The organism is Psychrobacter sp. UBA2514 (genome assembly GCF_002341255.1).
GTDB classification, from domain to species: Bacteria; Pseudomonadota; Gammaproteobacteria; order Pseudomonadales; family Moraxellaceae; genus Psychrobacter; species Psychrobacter pacificensis.
This window is the reverse complement of record NZ_DDNS01000009.1, coordinates 116,370-133,920: the sequence shown is the minus strand read 5'-3', so window position 1 is coordinate 133,920 and position 17,551 is coordinate 116,370. Positions and strand designations below refer to the sequence as shown.

General features: G+C 47.0%; 14 protein-coding genes. 6 read left to right on the top strand and 8 right to left on the bottom strand.

Annotated elements, in window-relative coordinates; all coding sequences use genetic code 11:
* Nucleotides 1-142: 142 nt before the first annotated feature.
* The 4 genes from B3V51_RS03590 to B3V51_RS03575 all read left to right on the top strand — a co-directional run bounded on the left by B3V51_RS03590 (nt 143) and on the right by B3V51_RS03575 (nt 4,296).
* The gene (locus B3V51_RS03590) at nt 143-1,015 is read left to right on the top strand and encodes a TIGR03915 family putative DNA repair protein (protein WP_071001852.1); all 873 of its coding nucleotides are present in this window, start codon (nt 143-145) and stop codon (nt 1,013-1,015) included.
* A gap of 153 nt (nt 1,016-1,168) precedes the next feature.
* Nucleotides 1,169-2,545, top strand: a complete 1,377-nt coding sequence (locus tag B3V51_RS03585) for a glycosyltransferase (protein WP_093068198.1) — start codon at nt 1,169-1,171, stop codon at nt 2,543-2,545.
* Between the two features lie 67 nt (nt 2,546-2,612).
* Nucleotides 2,613-2,990 carry an agmatine deiminase family protein gene (locus tag B3V51_RS03580; protein ID WP_227674257.1) on the top strand — a complete coding sequence of 126 codons (378 nt, stop codon included), beginning with the start codon at nt 2,613-2,615 and terminating at the stop codon, nt 2,988-2,990.
* Complete coding sequence (locus tag B3V51_RS03575) at nt 2,923-4,296, top strand: NAD-dependent succinate-semialdehyde dehydrogenase (protein ID WP_093068195.1); 1,374 nt, start codon at nt 2,923-2,925, stop codon at nt 4,294-4,296. Before B3V51_RS03580 ends, B3V51_RS03575 begins: the two co-directional genes overlap by 68 nt.
* An 88-nt stretch (nt 4,297-4,384) precedes the next feature.
* Here the strand turns inward: B3V51_RS03575 and B3V51_RS03570 are convergent, their stop codons facing one another.
* The 3 genes from B3V51_RS03570 to B3V51_RS03560 all read right to left on the bottom strand — a co-directional run bounded on the left by B3V51_RS03570 (nt 4,385) and on the right by B3V51_RS03560 (nt 9,026).
* A complete protein-coding gene (locus B3V51_RS03570; RefSeq protein ID WP_286708006.1) occupies nt 4,385-5,824 on the bottom strand; it encodes an APC family permease in 1,440 nt (479 codons plus the stop codon).
* Between the two features lie 301 nt (nt 5,825-6,125).
* On the bottom strand, nt 6,126-7,385 hold the full coding sequence (gene gabT / locus B3V51_RS03565; RefSeq protein WP_071001855.1) for a 4-aminobutyrate--2-oxoglutarate transaminase: 1,260 nt from the start codon (nt 7,383-7,385) through the stop codon (nt 6,126-6,128).
* Between the two features lie 177 nt (nt 7,386-7,562).
* The gene (locus tag B3V51_RS03560) at nt 7,563-9,026 is read right to left on the bottom strand and encodes an NAD-dependent succinate-semialdehyde dehydrogenase (protein ID WP_071001856.1); all 1,464 of its coding nucleotides are present in this window, start codon (nt 9,024-9,026) and stop codon (nt 7,563-7,565) included.
* Between the two features lie 224 nt (nt 9,027-9,250).
* Here B3V51_RS03560 and B3V51_RS03555 point away from each other — a divergent pair, with 224 nt between their 5' ends.
* The gene (locus B3V51_RS03555; protein ID WP_071001857.1) at nt 9,251-10,015 is read left to right on the top strand and encodes an IclR family transcriptional regulator; all 765 of its coding nucleotides are present in this window, start codon (nt 9,251-9,253) and stop codon (nt 10,013-10,015) included.
* 8 nt (nt 10,016-10,023) lie between these two features.
* Here the strand turns inward: B3V51_RS03555 and B3V51_RS03550 are convergent, their stop codons facing one another.
* From B3V51_RS03550 to B3V51_RS03540, 3 genes are all read right to left on the bottom strand, one after another.
* Nucleotides 10,024-10,239, bottom strand: a complete 216-nt coding sequence (locus B3V51_RS03550) for a hypothetical protein (RefSeq protein WP_071001858.1) — start codon at nt 10,237-10,239, stop codon at nt 10,024-10,026.
* Nucleotides 10,240-10,341: 102 nt separating this feature from the next.
* Complete coding sequence (locus B3V51_RS03545) at nt 10,342-11,559, bottom strand: CaiB/BaiF CoA transferase family protein (RefSeq protein WP_093068186.1); 1,218 nt, start codon at nt 11,557-11,559, stop codon at nt 10,342-10,344.
* A gap of 217 nt (nt 11,560-11,776) precedes the next feature.
* Nucleotides 11,777-12,961, bottom strand: coding sequence for an acyl-CoA dehydrogenase (locus B3V51_RS03540; protein WP_093068181.1), 1,185 nt, complete (start codon nt 12,959-12,961; stop codon nt 11,777-11,779).
* 205 nt (nt 12,962-13,166) lie between these two features.
* Here B3V51_RS03540 and B3V51_RS03535 point away from each other — a divergent pair, with 205 nt between their 5' ends.
* Complete coding sequence (locus B3V51_RS03535) at nt 13,167-13,997, top strand: IclR family transcriptional regulator (RefSeq protein ID WP_093068178.1); 831 nt, start codon at nt 13,167-13,169, stop codon at nt 13,995-13,997.
* A gap of 44 nt (nt 13,998-14,041) precedes the next feature.
* Here the strand turns inward: B3V51_RS03535 and dld are convergent, their stop codons facing one another.
* Both dld and B3V51_RS03525 read right to left on the bottom strand, forming a co-directional pair.
* Entirely contained in the window at nt 14,042-15,784 is a 1,743-nt protein-coding gene (dld, locus tag B3V51_RS03530; RefSeq protein ID WP_286708005.1) for a D-lactate dehydrogenase, read from the bottom strand.
* A 26-nt stretch (nt 15,785-15,810) separates the two neighbouring features.
* Nucleotides 15,811-17,514: an L-lactate permease gene (locus B3V51_RS03525; protein ID WP_252962533.1), complete on the bottom strand. Its 1,704-nt coding sequence runs from the start codon at nt 17,512-17,514 to the stop codon at nt 15,811-15,813.
* Between the last annotated feature and the right edge of the window lie 37 nt (nt 17,515-17,551).

The window sequence follows — 17,551 nt, the reverse complement described above, 5'->3', positions numbered from 1 at the left end:
CAGGGGACAGGACTCTTTTTTGCAGCCTCTGTCACGCGATGCGAACAGCACGCAAGAAAAATATCCCCCAGTAGCATTTGACAATACTTACATACATTTTATGGCGAGCCAAAATACATTTCACATCGTTTCAGGATAAACCATGTCAGCACTTGTGCAAAACGACAATTATACTATCGGTCAGTTAACGCCCAGCATTGTGCTGTATGAGCCAAGCTTTGAGGGCTGGCTCAGCGCGGTGTTTTATGTCTATGCCAATCGATTGCAAGAAGACGCCTCACTCAAACTCACCGCTCAAGACTGTTATATACCCTCCTTGATTGCGCAAGCGATTAGCGTCGCAACGGATGCAGACAACGCAGAGCGCGTATTGGTTAAACTAAATAGCTTGCTTGGTCGCTCAGGTATGCGCAATATCTTGTGGGGGTTTTTATCAGAAAAGGACGATATCGGCACGACTTTATTCCGTGTGGTTAAGTATGCCATTGACTACCCTAGCCGAAATATCATGCAAGATCTTGGTCACTTGGATGTGTTAGAGCTGGTACAGACGGTCAAATCCGTCGGCCGTGAAAAACATCGCATGGAGGCCTTTGTACGTTTTGAGCACACGACCGATGATATTTATTTTGCACGGGTCGAGCCTGATTTTAATGTATTGCCACTGATTGGGGAGCATTTTCGTCAGCGTTATCAAGATCAGCACTGGGCGATTTATGATCTGACACGCGGCTACGGCATTTATTATGATAAAAGTAATAGCACGCCTACTCGTCCCGCGCCGCTACAAACCATCACCGACCTTGATGATGCGGTACTACGCAATCCTGCCAGCATTCATAGCCCTGATGAGCAGCGTTATCAAAAGTTTTGGCAAGGCTACTTTACCAACGTCAATATCAAGGAGCGCAAAAATCCCAAGCTACACAGGCAATATCTACCGCAGCGATATTGGAAATACTTAAGCGAAAAACAAGTATTGCCCAACGCTGAGCATCTACAAAAACGCCGCTAAATACATTTGAGTAGTTTTGAGCCAAGAAAATTATGCTCATATCTGCTGGAAAGCCACATATCTGACGCCATCTTTTTATCTTGATGGTTGAGTTTTATGCGCTTTTAACTGACAATAGCAGCTTGATCCTCCTAACCTGTGACCTATGTTATTATGAAAGTGATGCGCCTACTGTCGTCTTTGAAGCATGATGAATCCGAGCGCGGTATTTTTCATCTTGGGCGCGCACTGGTCAAAAACGGGCATACCTCGATCATTGTTTCTAGCGCTGATGAGAGCAATGACTTGGTCAGACGGCTCAAGCGTGATGGCAATCACTATCATCAAGTCCACATGAACAAAAAATCGTGGCTGTCATTGCTGCAAGTTTCAGCACTACGGCATTTGATTGAGAAGTATGAGCCTGATGTCATTCATGTACATTCGCGCACCCCTGCATGGATATTGCATTTAGCATTGCGCCGAGCGCGGGTCAAGCGTTTCCCAAAGCTGGTCTCGACCATGTATGGGTTTTATCCTATCAATAAATACTCTCAAGCATTGCTCAATGTCGATACAATTATAACGGTCTCTGATAGCGTCACCCAATATCTAACAAGAAGACTGCGCCGCGAGGAAGCCGATCCCAAAGTCATCACGCGTATCTACCGCGGCATTGATACTCGGCGCTATCCTTATCGGCACAATCCATCGGTCTATTGGTTGCGTCATACCTTTGCGGAATATCCTGAGCTTGAGCATAAGAAGTGGCTCGTATTTCCAACGGTCATTGGCAATGAGTATGGTCAAGAATGGCTGATTGATATCTTGGGCAATCTACAAGAGCAATTTCCCAATATTCATGTCATCATTATGGACGATGATGATAAAGATGGTGATGTCGCTCATGAAGACTTTCGTCAACGTACTCACAGTCTGGGGTTGGCTGAGCGCATTACTTATGTGGGTAGCAAGCGTAATGACATGCGTGAATGGCTCTCAGCGGCCAATATCGTTATGGCACTTGCCAATGAACCAGAATCGATCGGCATTAATGCCCTGCAAGCGATTCATTTGGGCACACCTGTCATTGGCTGGGATAAAGCCGCCTTTAGCGAAATCTTACAACCGCTCTATCCGCAAGGTTTGGTAAAAGAACACAATGCCAACTCGTTATGTAAAGCGGTGCGCAATCAATTAGAAAGTGTGACGCGACCTGAGATGACCAACAAATTCACCATGCGTGAGATGATCGAAAAGACAATCGCGGTATACCAAGGATTGTACGATACTGCGCTGGCAGAAGAACAGGCTGAGGCCGATGCGCTCGCCGTACGAAGAACCAAAAGAAGCCTTAAAAAGACCTATAAACCTGCCTTTGGTGCGGCGGTCAAACATGTCGAACCCATCCCCAAACGCCCAAAAGTCAAATTGATCAAAGAAAAAGCAAGTAAAGCGGAATCGCCAGAAATAGAAGATGAAATAAAAGTAGAAGAAACAACAAAAGTAGATATCAAATCAGAAGCACCTGACGCTGATCAAAAGTCATAAGCTGACTGCCTACCTCTATCTGTGCAGGAGCCAATCTCAGTCATGATGAGATGTATTAAGCAAAAAAATGCCATTTCCAGCAATGGAAGTGGCATTTTCAATCTGTATTAAGATGAGTATTCAGTTTAAAGTTACAGAACACGAGCCTAATAAGTCATTGGTGTATGTGCACTTTGAAAAAATCTCTCCGCAGCATCAAGTAGTGGGAGTACGCATAAAAGAGATTGTCTATGGCGGCGGTAATATTCATTGTATTACAATGAACCATAATAAATCGCACTTATTAGCAAATGAAAGCATAGCAGTAACTGAAAATATAAGCATAAACACAAAAATGGATTTTAAACCCAAAAACACGCTAAAAATAAGGAAAAAGTATGAGCGATTATCAAATCAACAATCCAGCCACTGGCGAACTAGAAGCCACTTACCCTACCGCCACTGAACAAGACATCCAGCAAGTCATCGAGCAGGCTGACAACGCCTATCAAGACTGGCGTCAGGTTTCACTAAGCGAGCGCAGTGCACTACTGCATAAAATTGCCGATAGCTATCTGGAACGTCAAGACGAGCTGGCTCGTATCGTGACGGGTGAGATGGGTAAACCCGTTGCACAAGCCAAGGGTGAAATCGGTCTGGTCGCTGAGATCTATCGTTACTATGCAGACAATGCTGAGCAGCTACTCGCGCCGAATACCATTGACGTTGACTCAGGATCAGCTTCGGTAGAAAAACGTCCTGTTGGCGTTCTACTCGGTATCATGCCGTGGAATTATCCGCATTATCAAGTGGCACGTTTTGTCGCGCCAAACTTTATGGCAGGTAATACTATTATCTTAAAGCACGCGCCTCAATGCCCTAAGACTGCAGAAGTTATCGCTGATATGTTCAAAGAGGTCGGCGTACCTGAAGGTGTTTATAACAATATCTTTGCCACCAACGAGCAGGCAGCGACTATTATTCATGACAAGCGTGTACAAGGTATCTCACTCACTGGCTCTGAGCGCGCTGGACAAGCCGTTGCCAAAGAAGCAGGCGGCGCACTCAAAAAAGTCGTGTTGGAGCTTGGCGGCTCCGATGCCTTTATCGTTGCAGCAGATGCCGATATCAAACAAGCGATAAAAGGCGCGATCTCTGGTCGTTTTGGTAATGCCGGCCAAGCCTGTAACGCCGCCAAACGCCTAATCGTGCTTGAGTCTGTCTATGACAAGTTCGTTGAGGGCTTTACTGATGCTGTACGTGGTATGACATTGGCCAATCCTCTTGATGAAAAAACCTTTATCGGCCCAATGTCTTCAAAGGCTGCCGCGGTCAATCTGCAAGCGCAGTTAGATAGTGCCGTTGAAGCAGGCGCGACGGTCCTAGTAGAAGGTGGACTGGTCAAAGATAAGCCTGGTGCATGGTTCAAACCTGCGGTACTAACAGATGTCACTGAATCAATGGATGTCTACCGTGAAGAGTTGTTTGGTCCTGTCGCTGTCGTCTACAAGGCTCGTGATGTCGATCACGCTATCAAGATTGCTAATGATGTGCCTTTTGGTCTTGGTGCTTCTATCCAAACGCAAGATGCTGCCCTAGCTGCTGATATTGCTGATAAATTAGAAGTGGGCATGGTCACTATCAACGCGCCGTCTGGTACCGAAGCCAATACCCCATTTGGCGGCGTTAAACGTTCAGGATTTGGTCGCGAGCTTGGTACGCTTGGTATCACTGAGTTCTTAAACTATAAGCTTATCCGTGATAAGTCTTAATCGTATAAGCACTTGATTGTATGCACTAAAAAAGCCTAACGTTTGACGTTAGGCTTTTTAAGGTAGTTAACTGTCTAAAATGAGACTATTATTTATATGGATTTTCTTTTAACCATTGTTGATTAATGATTTTGAGCTCATGCAGCTCATGATCCATAATCTCTTTACTCTTACCAGGGTTTTTCATTGACGCATAGCCATACATTGCGCCGCCAAGAACCGTCCAGCCAAGGAAAATCCACCACTCGATAGGAACCAATGCCGACGGCATACCTGGCAGATAAAGCGCCAACATACCAAGGCTGAGTACGATTGTGATGACACCAACCAATTTACCTGCTGGTACTCTAAATGGACGTATCATATTAGGCTCACGGTAGCGTAGCACTAAAAATGACAATGCAACACAAGTATAAGCGATAACGATACCAAAGCCGCCCGCATCAACAATCCACACGAGCATTTTGCGACCAAATAATGGCGCTAGTGTTGCAAGGCCACCGATCAACAAGATCGCATTGACCGGGGTGTTGTATTTAGGGTGTAGCTTGCACAAGAACTGTGGCAACATGTGCGTTTTACCCATGGCGTACAATAAGCGACTGCCACCAATAAGAAACGCGTTCCAGCTTGATAAAATACCCAGTACACCGCCGATAACCAGCAGCGTACCTGCCCATTTACCATTCCAAGCGTTGGTCATCGCATCAGCAGTCGCCAATGTTGAATCTTGTGCTTGCAATAGCGGCAGGGTTTTGCCCACACTCCAAGCGACAGCCACGTACCAAAGCACGGCAATGATAATAGAGACAATCAAAAATTTGCCGATATTTGGACGCGTTAGGTTGATTTCTTCTGCGGCTTGTGGAATCACATCGAAGCCCACGAATAAAAACGGTACCATCACCATCACCGTCATGATACCGCCCATACCACCGATAAAGTTTGGTGCTTGTACTGAGTTGGAGGTTTCAGGATTGAATAATAACGCACCAACGAGTAGTAAGATACCGACGCAGAAAATACCGACGACGGCCAACTTTTGGAACCACGCACTGACTTCCATACCGCGTATATTGAGCCAGGTGACAATGATGGAGCCAAGCATACCGACAGCTACCCACGTGGCATAAACATCCCAGCCTGCGACATTCCAAAGATAGCCTTGACTATAATTGGGAATGACATATTCGACAACGGTTGGCAGTGCCACCGCCTCAAAAGCAACGACGGAAAAATAACCAAATAAAATACTCCATGAGCAGATAAAGGATATATTTACCCCCAGTGCACGGTGTGTATACGTGTGCTCGCCTCCTGTGATAGGCATAGATGCCGCCAATTCAGCATAGGTCACGCCAATCAAAACCACCACAAGACCGCCAATTAAGAATGCACTGATTGCGCCCCAGATGCCTGCCGAGATAATCCAACCACCCGCCAGCACGACCCAGCCCCAACCAACCATCGCACCGAATGCCAGCGCAATGATATCGAACACACCTAACGTTTTCTTTAATTCAGACATAACCTACTCCTTGTCTGTGTGTCATCCGTGTGAACCTTTTATGGTTACACTATTTCTATTTAATGGAGTAATACCCATCATATTTACTGTATATCGTTTCCGCCAAAGAAAGCCGATTGCTCGTTGTTTGATATTCACATAGCAAAAACGGCGCCTTGACTTGCAAGGCGCCGTTTAAAATCACACTCCATGTGAGTGTCATAAGGGCAACCTTGCCGTTATCTTCACTATAACTTTTCAATCAAAATCAATGTTTGATTAGAAGCGATCCATCGCTAAATTTTATGACACTCGATAACTATTAAGCTGCAAGGATATCTTTAATGATATCAAGACCTTCTTGTAGCACCTCGTCTTCAACTGTTAATGGCACCATCACACGAATAGCATTGCCATACATACCACAAGACGCTAGTAGCAAGCCTTGCTCAAATGCTTTTGCTTTTAGGTTGGCTGCTGCTGCTGCATCAGGTTTGCCTTCGCTATCAATCAATTCAAACGCTAGCATCGCGCCTTTATGACGGATATGACCGATGCTGCTTAGGTTCAAGCCTTTTAAGAACGACGCGATGGTATCGCCAATCTCGATACTACGCTCCAGTAAGTTTTCTTCTTCGATCACTTCCATGACAGCAAGCGCAGCCACACAGGCGAGCGGGTTACCAGAGTAAGTGCCACCTAAGCCGCCGACTTGCGGCGCATCCATGATATCAGCACGGCCGATGACCGCAGAGATAGGATAACCACCCGCCAAGCTTTTCGCGGCAGTCATCAAATCAGGCTCGACGCCTAACTGTTCAGTGGCGAACAACGTACCTGTACGAGCAAAACCACACTGTACTTCGTCAAAAATAAGCACGATGCCATGCTCATCACAGATCTCGCGTAGTGCTTTGGCAAATGATGGCGTTACCTGATGGAAACCGCCCTCGCCTTGGACTGGCTCAACAATCATCGCTGCCACTTCACTCGGATCGATGTCTGCTTGGAAGATCATATCAAGGCTATGTAGCGCTTGTTCTTCGGTCACATTCAACTCTTCTGCAGGGAACAATGCATGGAACACAGGTCCTGGCATTGGGCCGAAGTTCTTTTTGTATGGCAGTACTTTACCAGTCAGGCTCATGCACATCATGGTGCGACCATGCCAGCCACCAACAAAAGAGATCACACCTGGACGCCCCGTTTTAGCACGTGCAATCTTGATGCAGTTTTCGACCGCTTCTGCGCCAGTAGTCAAAAAGAACGCTTTTTTATCACCGCTGATCGGTGCTTTTTCACACAGCTTTTCTGCCAAATCCACATAGCACTCATAGTTGATCATTTGCGCCGCAGTGTGCGTAAATTTGTCGAGCTGCTCATGCACACGCTGGGTGATTTTTGGATGGCTATGACCGGTGTTCAATACTGAGATACCACCGACAAAGTCGATATAACGCTTGCCTTCAATGTCCCAAATCTCTGAGTTCTTTGCTTTTTCTGCAAAGATAGGAAAGGCAACCCCAAGTCCTGTTGGTAAAACAGCTTTGCGGCGCTCAAGTAATGACTGATTGGTAGTCATGGGAATGTCCTTTTCTGTGTTCGTAACATAAATGCCATCTAGTGATTGGCGGTTCAGTTGATACCTTTTAGATATCGAGGGATGTTTGTTTAAGATAAAACACCATTCGACATCTAAAATGTTTCGTTAAGTTTTTTGTTAAACGAATGTTCTGCTAAATGCTAGCCGAGTTATTTATTAGCTGATGTCAGAACACCAGTATTTAGTCGTAATATAGTCTTCGATACCATATTTTGAACCTTCACGACCAAAACCAGACTGTTTTACGCCGCCAAATGGGGCAACTTCTGTAGAAATCAAACCCGTGTTATGGCCGATCATGCCGTACTCTAACCCTTCAGTGACGCGCCATGAGCGTGCATAGTCACTACTATAGAAGTAAGCGGCCAAGCCATAAATGGTATCGTTGGCAGCACGAATCACTTCTGCTTCGTCTTTGAAGGTAAATATGGTCGCAATTGGTCCAAAGATTTCTTCAGAGGCGATATCCATATCACTGCTGATATCGGTAATAACGGTTGGGTTATACGTCAGCTCTGAGGCGTCATTGACACTACCGCCCGTGACCAATTTGGCACCCTTATCTAAGGCGTCTTTTAGCAGGGCTTGAACTTTATCTAACGCTTTTTTGTTGATAAGCGGTCCAATATCGACGCCTTCTTCTAAGCCGTTACCTACTTTTAGTTCAGCGACTTTTTTGACAAAGACGTCTAGGAACTTATCTTTGATGCTGTCTTGCACGTAGACACGGTTGGCGCACACACAGGTCTGACCCGCATTGCGATATTTGGAAGCGATAAGGCCTGCCGCCGCTTTCTCAAGATCAGCATCATCAAAAACGATAAATGGCGCGTTGCCACCCAGCTCGAGTGATAGCTTTTTAATAGTCGGCGCGCATTGTGCCATTAGCGTACGACCGACTTCTGTAGAGCCTGTGAACGACAGCTTATGAATACGTGCATCGCCTGTTAGGATTTCACCAATGGTTGATGATTTGCCCGTTACAATCTGGAGCACGCCTGCAGGAATACCCGCTTGCTCTGCCAAAGCGCCCAATGCTAATGCTGAGAATGGCGTTTCGGTGGCTGGTTTGACGATAATTGTACAGCCTGCTGCCATCGCTGGAGCGACTTTGCGCGTGATCATCGCCGCTGGAAAGTTCCAAGGGGTGATGGCGGCACAAACACCGACGGGCTGCTTGAGCACGACGTGACGTAATTGCGTACTATTGGCAGGAATGACATCACCGTAAACGCGCTTGCCTTCTTCGGCGAACCAGCGAATAAAGCTATTGGCATAACCGATTTCGCCGCGTGACTCAGTAAGCGGCTTGCCTTGCTCAGCGGTCATGATGATCGCAAGATCTTCTTTATTGGCATCAATGAGATCCGCCCACTTTTGCAACAGCTCTGCACGCTCTTTAGCCGTTTTTGCCGCCCAAGCAACTTGCGCTTCATGAGCATAGGCAACGGCGTCATTGACATCATCGGTCGTGAGGCTAGGCACGGTACCGATAAGCTCGTCGTTGAATGGGTTATTGACTTCAAGTACCGCCTCGTCACTGGCAGCATACCAGCCGTCTTTGATAAAACAAGATTGTTTGAGTAGGTCTGGATTGGATAACTGTAGCGTATTTGACATGTTAACGCTCCTTCCTTGTCATATAGGTATGTTTATAAGAGTGGATATAATAGTAGTCATGAGATAATGATTGATAATTGTTTTTTTGTTCAATATACTGAACACGTATTCTATATACGAGACATCATTATAAGAACGATATGTCGTGATTTGCAACCCTTAATCGCATTATTTTGATAATTATCTTGTGCTTTTTCATTTTATTTTACTTTTATAGGTTACTTATGAGCTCGACTGCCGTACCTGCCTTAGACAAAACCTTTCAGATTTTGGACTTGATTACCGATAGCGCCCAGCCGCTGACAGCCGCTCATATTGCCAAAGAATTGGGGCTTCCTCGCAGCTCTACGCATAATATTTTGCAGAGCCTACTGTCCAAGCACGTCATTTATAAAGATCCTGAAAGCCGCTTTTATTTGGGCTCATATCTAATGTATTGGGCGGGAAAGTACGAGCAGCAGCAAGGCGTTGTACGATTGTTTAAGGATTTGATCGTGCAGTATCCGGTGCTACTGCAACACACGGTGACGTTGTCAAAACTGGATTTGGGAGAAGTGGTGTTTTTGGCCTGCCATGAATCACCTGCCCCGCTTGGTTTTACCTTTCGTGCAGGCGTGCGCGTGCCTGCGGTATTTTCGGCGACAGGCAAAGCCATGCTATCCACATTGTCGATGGATAGCATAAAGTCACTGTATAAAGAAAAGTTCCCCACACCCATGACCCAACATGGCGTCAAAAACTTTGCGGATTTATCCACTGAGCTTGCGGTGATTCAGGAAAGTCGAGTGTCGCTCGATAATGGGCAGTTGCGTGATGGGATGTACTGCTTGGGCACGTATATTCGTAATGCATCCGGCACGGCGGTCGCTGGCATGGCAGTGAGTTTTCTGCAAGGAGAGTATGAGTCCAAACGGGCTGAGGTCAGTGCGGTATTGATTGAATTGGCCGAACAGATTGAGCGGCATTTGGGCTTTATAGCTGACTCATAATTGATTGCTTATGTGACGTAGTTGCAAGATTCATTATCATGAACGGCTAATATGGGCGCGATACCGATATCGGTGACAGCGGTAACCTCTAAACCCAATGCTGCTGGTTCTTTTAACAATTCCACCATACGCTCTGGTATCTCCAGCGGCTCAAACATCTTGCCATAAGAAAAATAGGGCAACGGTCTATACAGACTTAGGTTTTCATGGCTATATATTTTCATGCTTAACATTCCTTGTTTTACACTACTTGGTTTAGCTTGTTTTGTTTAAAAATTCCATTTTTTAGTATTTATCACTGTAAAGATACTGTGGCAAGCATTGAACTAAACAATGCCGTCCGCCTTTAGCTTGGCGATTATCTCGCTGTCGTAGCCTAAATCAGCAAGCGTACTATCGGTATGCTCGCTCAAACGCGGTGGCGGTGTGCGATAGCTGACAGGGGATGCCGATAATTTGATGGGATTGCCAAGGGCGCGAACGGGGCTGCCTTGCTGAGCGAAACTCACGATCATTTCTCGCGCTTGTGCTTGCGGCATCGCCAAAGCTTCGGCGACGTTGTGAATCGCACCGCAAGGTACGCCGACCTGATCCAAAGCTGCAAGCCAGTAAGCCCGAGGCTGTTTGGCAAATATTTTAGTCAGCTCAGCACAAAGCAGCCCACGATTGGCAACGCGATTAGGATTGGTCGCAAAACGCGTATCAAGATGCCAATCAACTGACAATACGTTGCACAGTTTGGCAAATTGATGATCATTACCGCACGCTAAAATAAAGTGCGCCTCCCCTTTAGCCGCAAATACTTGATAAGGCACAATGTTGGGATGCTGATTGCCCAGTCTTGGTGGAATCTTATCTGAAGCCAAATGATTCATGCCGACATTGGCCAGCATAGACAGCGCACTGTCTAAGAGTGCGACATCGACATGTTGACCGACGCCAGTATGTTGACGCGCCAATAGCGCCGCTTGGATACCAATCGTCAGCTGTAAACCTGCAAATAAATCAATCACTGCGACGCCAACTTTGTGTGGTTCGCCATCACTTGGTCCTGTGATACTCATCAACCCTGACAACCCTTGAATAATATAATCATAACCGGGACGCTTGGCATCTGGTCCTGTCTGCCCAAACCCTGTCAAAGACGCATAAATCAGGCGCGGATTGTCTTGCTTGAGGCTGTCGTAATCTAAACCGTATTTTTTGAGACCACCGACTTTGAAATTCTCTACCAAAATATCACTGTCAGCGATGAGCTGTTTGATTATGGTCTGCCCTGCTGGCGTGGTGATGTCTACCGTGAGTGATTTTTTGTTACGATTGATGGTAGCGTAATAAGCGGAGGTGTCATCGCTGAAGGTTGGCGGTGCCCAGTGGCGCGTCTCATCACCGATATGTGGACGCTCAACTTTGATGACGTCTGCGCCCAGATCGGCGAGCACTTGCGTACAAGAAGGACCTGCCAACACTCTTGATAAATCGAGGACCTTGATACCATGCAATGCACCTTTTGGTATATCCATCATATCAGTTATATCTGCCATGAAACCCCCTTACCCTGTGGCGTATTCTTCGATTTTCTGATTAGAAAATTGCTATTCATCATTTAGTTTTTTGCGTTGTTTAATGACACACTGTTAAATAAATGGTGAGTAACAACTGAAAAACGTACGCCACTGTCGATACTCTTTTTGATAAAAAGCCAAGCAGCAACGTACGTCATGAAGTACCACTTTGTTAAATTTTCTTAGCTAAAAATACTTAAAAGAACGCCTGAATGCCTGTCTGTGCACGGCCTAAGATAAGCGCATGAATATCATGCGTGCCCTCGTAAGTATTGACGGCTTCCAAGTTCATCACGTGACGGATGATGTGGAACTCATCAGAGATGCCATTACCACCATGCATATCGCGGGCAATACGAGCGATATCGAGCGCTTTACCGCAGTTGTTACGCTTAATCATGGAGATCATCTCAGGTGCAGCGTTGTCTTCATCCATCAAACGACCGACACGTAGCGCGGCCTGTAGACCTAAGCTGATTTCGGTTTGCATATTGGCAAGCTTTAACTGCACCAGTTGGGTGGCGGCAAGCGGACGACCAAACTGCTTGCGATCTAGCGTGTATTGACGCGCCGCTTTCCAGCAAAACTCTGCCGCGCCCATACTGCCCCAAGCGATACCATAACGCGCTTTATTCAAGCAGCCAAACGGCCCTTTTAGACCGCGGATATCTGGGAAAGCATTGGCTTCAGGAACGAACACTTTGTCCATGACGATCTCACCGGTGACCGAGGCGCGTAGTGAGAACTTGCCTTCGATTTTCGGCGCAGATAGGCCTTTCATGCCTTTTTCTAAGACAAAACCACGAATCTCGCCTGCATCATCTTTTGCCCAGACCACAAACACATCCGCGATAGGACTGTTGGTAATCCACATTTTATTACCCGTCAGCTCATAACCACCATCAACGGCGCGCGCACGTGTCGACATTGAGGCAGGATCAGATCCCGAATCAGGCTCAGTTAAACCAAAGCAGCCGACGTACTCACCTGTGGCAAGTTTTGGCAAATACTTTTCTCTTTGCTTTTCAGTGCCATACGCCCAGATCGGATGCATCACAAGGCTTGACTGCACACTCATCGCTGAGCGGTAGCCTGAGTCGACCGCTTCCACTTCCTTGGCAATCAGACCATAAGCCACACTCGATAGACCTGCGCAGCCGTAGCCCTCGATGGTCACGCCAAGCAGACCCATCTCACCCATTTGACGCATGATATTACGATCAAAATGCTCATTACGGTTGGCATTGATAATACCGGGCATCAATTCCTTTTGAAAAAATTGACGGGCGCTGTCGGTGACCATGCGCTCTTCTTCAGTAAGCTGGTCGCGTAATAAGAAAGGATCTTCCCAATCAAAGCGTGGGCTAGTCGATGTTGCCATGTGTCTCTCCTTGATATCAGTCATCCTGACTGACGAATAGTGGTTGATACCTCATTTGGTTTAACAAGTTATTGACTTTGTTATTCCGCTGTGCGAAACTTTGTTTCATAATATAAAACTATTTAAACAAACTTTTGCCATCCTGTAAACCTTTATTAAAAAATAGGCATCAAAAGAGATAATCATTAAGAGAAATGGAGATAAAATGACAACATCTACATCGGCAGCTACCTCACTACTCGGACGAATGGATCACCTGATGGGTCAAAGCAAGGAAGAGAACGATCGACAGTTTGTGACGGCACTAGGTCGTGGATTGGTTATACTGGCTGCCTTTGAACACCATGAGCGCCTTACCCATCAGCAACTATGTCAGATGACCAAACTGCCAAAAGCGACCATTAGTCGCCTGATTCATACCTTGACCACGCTTGGGTTTTTGCGTACTAATGAGCACGGACAGTATCAACTGGGCAGCAGTGCAGTACGCCTAAGCGCGACCGCATGGGGTCGTCATGACATGGTGGCCTATGCTGAGCCACTATTACGGCAGTTCGCTAGCGAAAATGAGGTATCGGTAAATCTAGCGACCGAAGTTGAAGGAGAGATGCGCTATCACGCCTGCTGTCGTAGTCCTGCACGCCTATCGGTCAACTTGCAGGTTGGCTCAGCGGTGCCGGTGGCACGTACTGCCATTGGACGGGCTTTTTATGCAGTAAGCTCTCAAGCGAGAAAGGCAATGATTATTAGCAATTTGAAAGAGAATTTATCTGATGAAGATTACATTCACGCACAGTCAGCGCTCACTCAAGCAGCCCAGCACTATGAGCAGTACGGCTATACCGTCTCTGATGGGGAGTTCTCTACTGATATCTTGGCAGTCGCGGTTGGCGTCTATGATGTCGCGACTGGGCAATACGCCTATTCGCTTAATGCCAGTGTACCAAGTGCCAACTGGGAAGCGGACGACTATGCGGCAATCATAGTGCCAAAATTGCAGGCATTGGCGGAGCGGATTGGCGGTGGTGATGCGTAAAAGTAAGCGACTGTCACTTCAAGTTTCATCACCATTATAAATGGCTATAAACAGCACGCGCAGTTGCGTTTGGTTTTTGGCATTTGACCGATACCAGGGTTAAAAGTATTGGTAGGATCTAGGCGCTCATAAAATTGCTGCAAGTCAGGTTCGGCTTCATATAAGTGGCCGACATTATGCTCAGCAGGGTATTTGGCACCGCGCTTGTTTAATAGCTCAAGCATCATCTTTTTGACCTGCTTGGCATCACTGCCCTTTTTTAAAATATAATCTTGATGAAACACATAACAAAAAAAGTGACCGTAATACAGCTTTTTTTCTAAGTGCTGAGTGATGCTCTCAGGCAAATTTTCCAGCCAATCAAGCGTGTTACGCGGGATAGCAATATCGAGCGCCAGTATCTCTCCGGCGGTCTCTTCATGCATGACTTCATAACGTATGGCGGCCCCTGCAGCAGCAAAGCGATGCAAAAAGGCGCTGTCTGACTCAGCTTGCGTGCAGGTAAAATAACTGCCCGTTTCTGAATCTGCAAAAAACGACTCTAAAAAAGACTGCGCCTCATAGATGCCATCATCGCTCATTTTGATAATCAGGTGATGCTCATACTGGTTGCGGTACTCAAGCATGCGCTTGGGCAAATGCTGCGGCAATACTTGGGCGATCATTTGCATGACTTTATCGGTCAAATGATTGGGCACCCATGACCATTTACTCAGTTTGGCATCAATACTGCCTTTGATAGAAAACAGCTTGGGCAAAGCATTGGTGCCCAGATGCTTGATGCTCAAAAAGGTGTCTTTGCCGTACTTGGCAGACACATCAAATATATCGCGGTGCATATATTCGCCCACTTCAGGCATATTTTTAAACGTTGACAACACTTGCCGTCTTAGCTCGGCAAGCTCGCGCACGCTGTTGCTACCGATATAAAAGGTCTGCTCCGCTTTCGCTGTCGGATATGTGTCCAGACGCACCGCAAATACCGCAATCTTGCCTGCACAGCCACTGGCTTCATACAGCCTGCGCTTATCCGCATTAAAGCGGCTCGGCGTGTCGGCATTGACATCCTGTATTCGGGCGACATACTCTTTGTCTGAGGCCAGTTTGTTGCTTTGAGATAACTGTGACTTGTCAAAATAGCCCTTTTGTAAATTGGTGAGGATTTCTTCAGGCGTATCACCCAAATCGACCTCTAAATGATTCACCAGTACCAGCTGACCGTGTTCATTAATCTGAGCAAACAGCGACAGCTCTGTGTAAGCAGGGCCTCGTTTGACCAGCGCGCCGCCTGAATTATTGGAAACACCGCCGACGATTGACGCGCCCAAAGTCGATGAGCCAATCACCGAGTGCGGCGCTCGATTAACCGCTTTTAACTCGTTCTGCAATTGATGCAAAGTCGTACCCGGTAGGCTGATAATTTGCTCATTATCATTGATCAAATACAGCTTATTTATCGCCAGCGTATTGATGACCACCACGGGTCTATCGTAGTCATCACCGCTGGGCGTTGAGCCTTCTGTCAGACCTGTTTTGGCCGCCTGCATAATGATAATACAGTTGCCCTCAACACACACTTCCAGACATTGCCAAATCTCAAGCAGCGTTTGCGGAAACAACACTGCCAGCGCGCTACCGCCGCCTGAGCGCCAGCCCATGCGGTAGTGCTCATTTTTTGCTGGATCTGCCTGTATATTGGCAGCGCCCAGTATTTTGGTCAATTTAACCAACACCTGATCTGATGGTAGCTGGCTTGTATAGGAGGCGGTCGATCGATAACGGTTCATTACTTGCTCTTTTTTTTACTGTGCATTCATAAGGTTAGCGGTCCTTGAACGCCAAAGAGATAAATGGCTGCCATAACGATGATGCCACTGAACAACACATAATAGATGGTTGGTAAGATGGTGCGTCTCAGCGTCGCGCCCTCCATCCCAAGCAGCCCAACGGTTGCTGATGCGGCCACCACATTGTGAATGGCAATCATGTTACCCGCCGCGGCGCCAACCGCTTGTGCTGCGATGATGAGTGAGGGCGAGATGTGCAAGCTCATGGCCGCTTCATACTGGAACTGACTAAACATCATGTTTGACACGGTATTCGAGCCTGCGATAAACGCACCTAGGGCACCGATGGTTGAGCTGATCAGCGGAAAGGCGCTGCCAAACGTGCCTGCAAACAACTCAGCACTGGCAACTGGCATACTCGCGACATCGGATAGATTGACCCCAGAGTTGATAAAAATCCGAACCATAGGGATGGTAAAAATAAGCACAAACCCAGCGCTTAAGACGGTTTTGCTTGATTCGCTCAAAGCATCACCCAGCGCACGCGTTGGATTTTTAGTTTGCACAAAAGCTGCAATTAAGGCGCTGATTAACAACAGGCCGCCGGGCAAGTATAAAGGACTAAAACCTGCACTGATATCGGCCTCGCCCAAAATCGTATTAAAGTCTAGCGTGGCGCTGCTGAGCAAGTCCTTAAAGTCAGCAAACATTCTCGAACACACCAGTAACAGCGCCACTAGCAAGTAAGGAAACCATGCCATCAGCGTAGACATGGTCTTGCCTGCTGGGGTGGCCACATCTTCTTTGCTGACCACCAGTTTACCCATCCAATCGCTTGGCCAGCTGCTTTTGGCTTCAAAGTCCCACGTGGTCTTTGGTACCAAAAATCCTTTTTTAGCCGCCTGAATGACAATCGCCACACTGACCAGTCCACCAATCAACGATGGAAATTCAGGACCCAAGAAAATACCCGTTAAAGTGTAAGGTACAGTGAAGGCCAACCCTGCAAAGATGGCAAAGGGCCAAATGGCTAAGCCTTCTTTCCAGCTTTTATTTTTACCAAAAAAGCGGGTGAGCATCATCACCATCAGCAGCGGCATAAACGTCCCAATCACACCGTGAATGATCGCCACTTGGGTGGTAATCAGTTGTAAAAATTCTTCCCATTGCATGCCTTCTTGCGCCAGCAGCGCACTGATGGCCACGGTATCTAGACCCTTATTCACCCCAATGACAATCGGCGTACCGACCGCCCCGAACGATACGGGCGTGCTTTGGATCATCATCCCCATAAGCACCGCACCCAATGCAGGGAACCCTATCGCGACCAGCAGCGGTGCCGCAATTGCAGCCGGTGTGCCAAAGCCCGATGCACCTTCCAAAAACGTACCAAAACACCATGCAATGATGATGGCTTGCACTCGGCGGTCAGGCGATACGTTGATAAAACCTGCGCGAATCACTGCAATAGCGCCCGTGTGTTTTAGAGTATTTAATAAGAACAGGGCACCAAATACGATCCACAATACCGATATCGTAATCACAGTCCCTTGAAGAATAGAGGACGACACGCGGTTAAACGTCATGTCCCAAATAAAAAGTGCGAGCGCGGCAGTCACCGCCAAAATGATCGGCATGGTTTTTTTGGCCGACCATTGTAGACCAATAAGAAATATGCCACTGAGTATGATTGGCAATAGGGCAAGTAGCCCATAGACAGTCTGATTCAAAATTTCCTCTCCCTGTTATCGTCTGTGCATCCTTGAA

Coding starts and splice junctions, on each gene's coding strand:
- B3V51_RS03590 (WP_071001852.1), top strand. CDS start 143: ATGTCAGCACTTGTGCAAAACGACAATTATACTATCGGTCAGTTAACG.
- B3V51_RS03585 (WP_093068198.1), top strand. CDS start 1,169: ATGAAAGTGATGCGCCTACTGTCGTCTTTGAAGCATGATGAATCCGAG.
- B3V51_RS03580 (WP_227674257.1), top strand. CDS start 2,613: ATGCCATTTCCAGCAATGGAAGTGGCATTTTCAATCTGTATTAAGATG.
- B3V51_RS03575 (WP_093068195.1), top strand. CDS start 2,923: ATGAGCGATTATCAAATCAACAATCCAGCCACTGGCGAACTAGAAGCC.
- B3V51_RS03570 (WP_286708006.1), bottom strand. CDS start 5,824: ATGTCTGAATTAAAGAAAACGTTAGGTGTGTTCGATATCATTGCGCTG.
- gabT (WP_071001855.1), bottom strand. CDS start 7,385: ATGACTACCAATCAGTCATTACTTGAGCGCCGCAAAGCTGTTTTACCA.
- B3V51_RS03560 (WP_071001856.1), bottom strand. CDS start 9,026: ATGTCAAATACGCTACAGTTATCCAATCCAGACCTACTCAAACAATCT.
- B3V51_RS03555 (WP_071001857.1), top strand. CDS start 9,251: ATGAGCTCGACTGCCGTACCTGCCTTAGACAAAACCTTTCAGATTTTG.
- B3V51_RS03550 (WP_071001858.1), bottom strand. CDS start 10,239: ATGAAAATATATAGCCATGAAAACCTAAGTCTGTATAGACCGTTGCCC.
- B3V51_RS03545 (WP_093068186.1), bottom strand. CDS start 11,559: ATGGCAGATATAACTGATATGATGGATATACCAAAAGGTGCATTGCAT.
- B3V51_RS03540 (WP_093068181.1), bottom strand. CDS start 12,961: ATGGCAACATCGACTAGCCCACGCTTTGATTGGGAAGATCCTTTCTTA.
- B3V51_RS03535 (WP_093068178.1), top strand. CDS start 13,167: ATGACAACATCTACATCGGCAGCTACCTCACTACTCGGACGAATGGAT.
- dld (WP_286708005.1), bottom strand. CDS start 15,784: ATGAACCGTTATCGATCGACCGCCTCCTATACAAGCCAGCTACCATCA.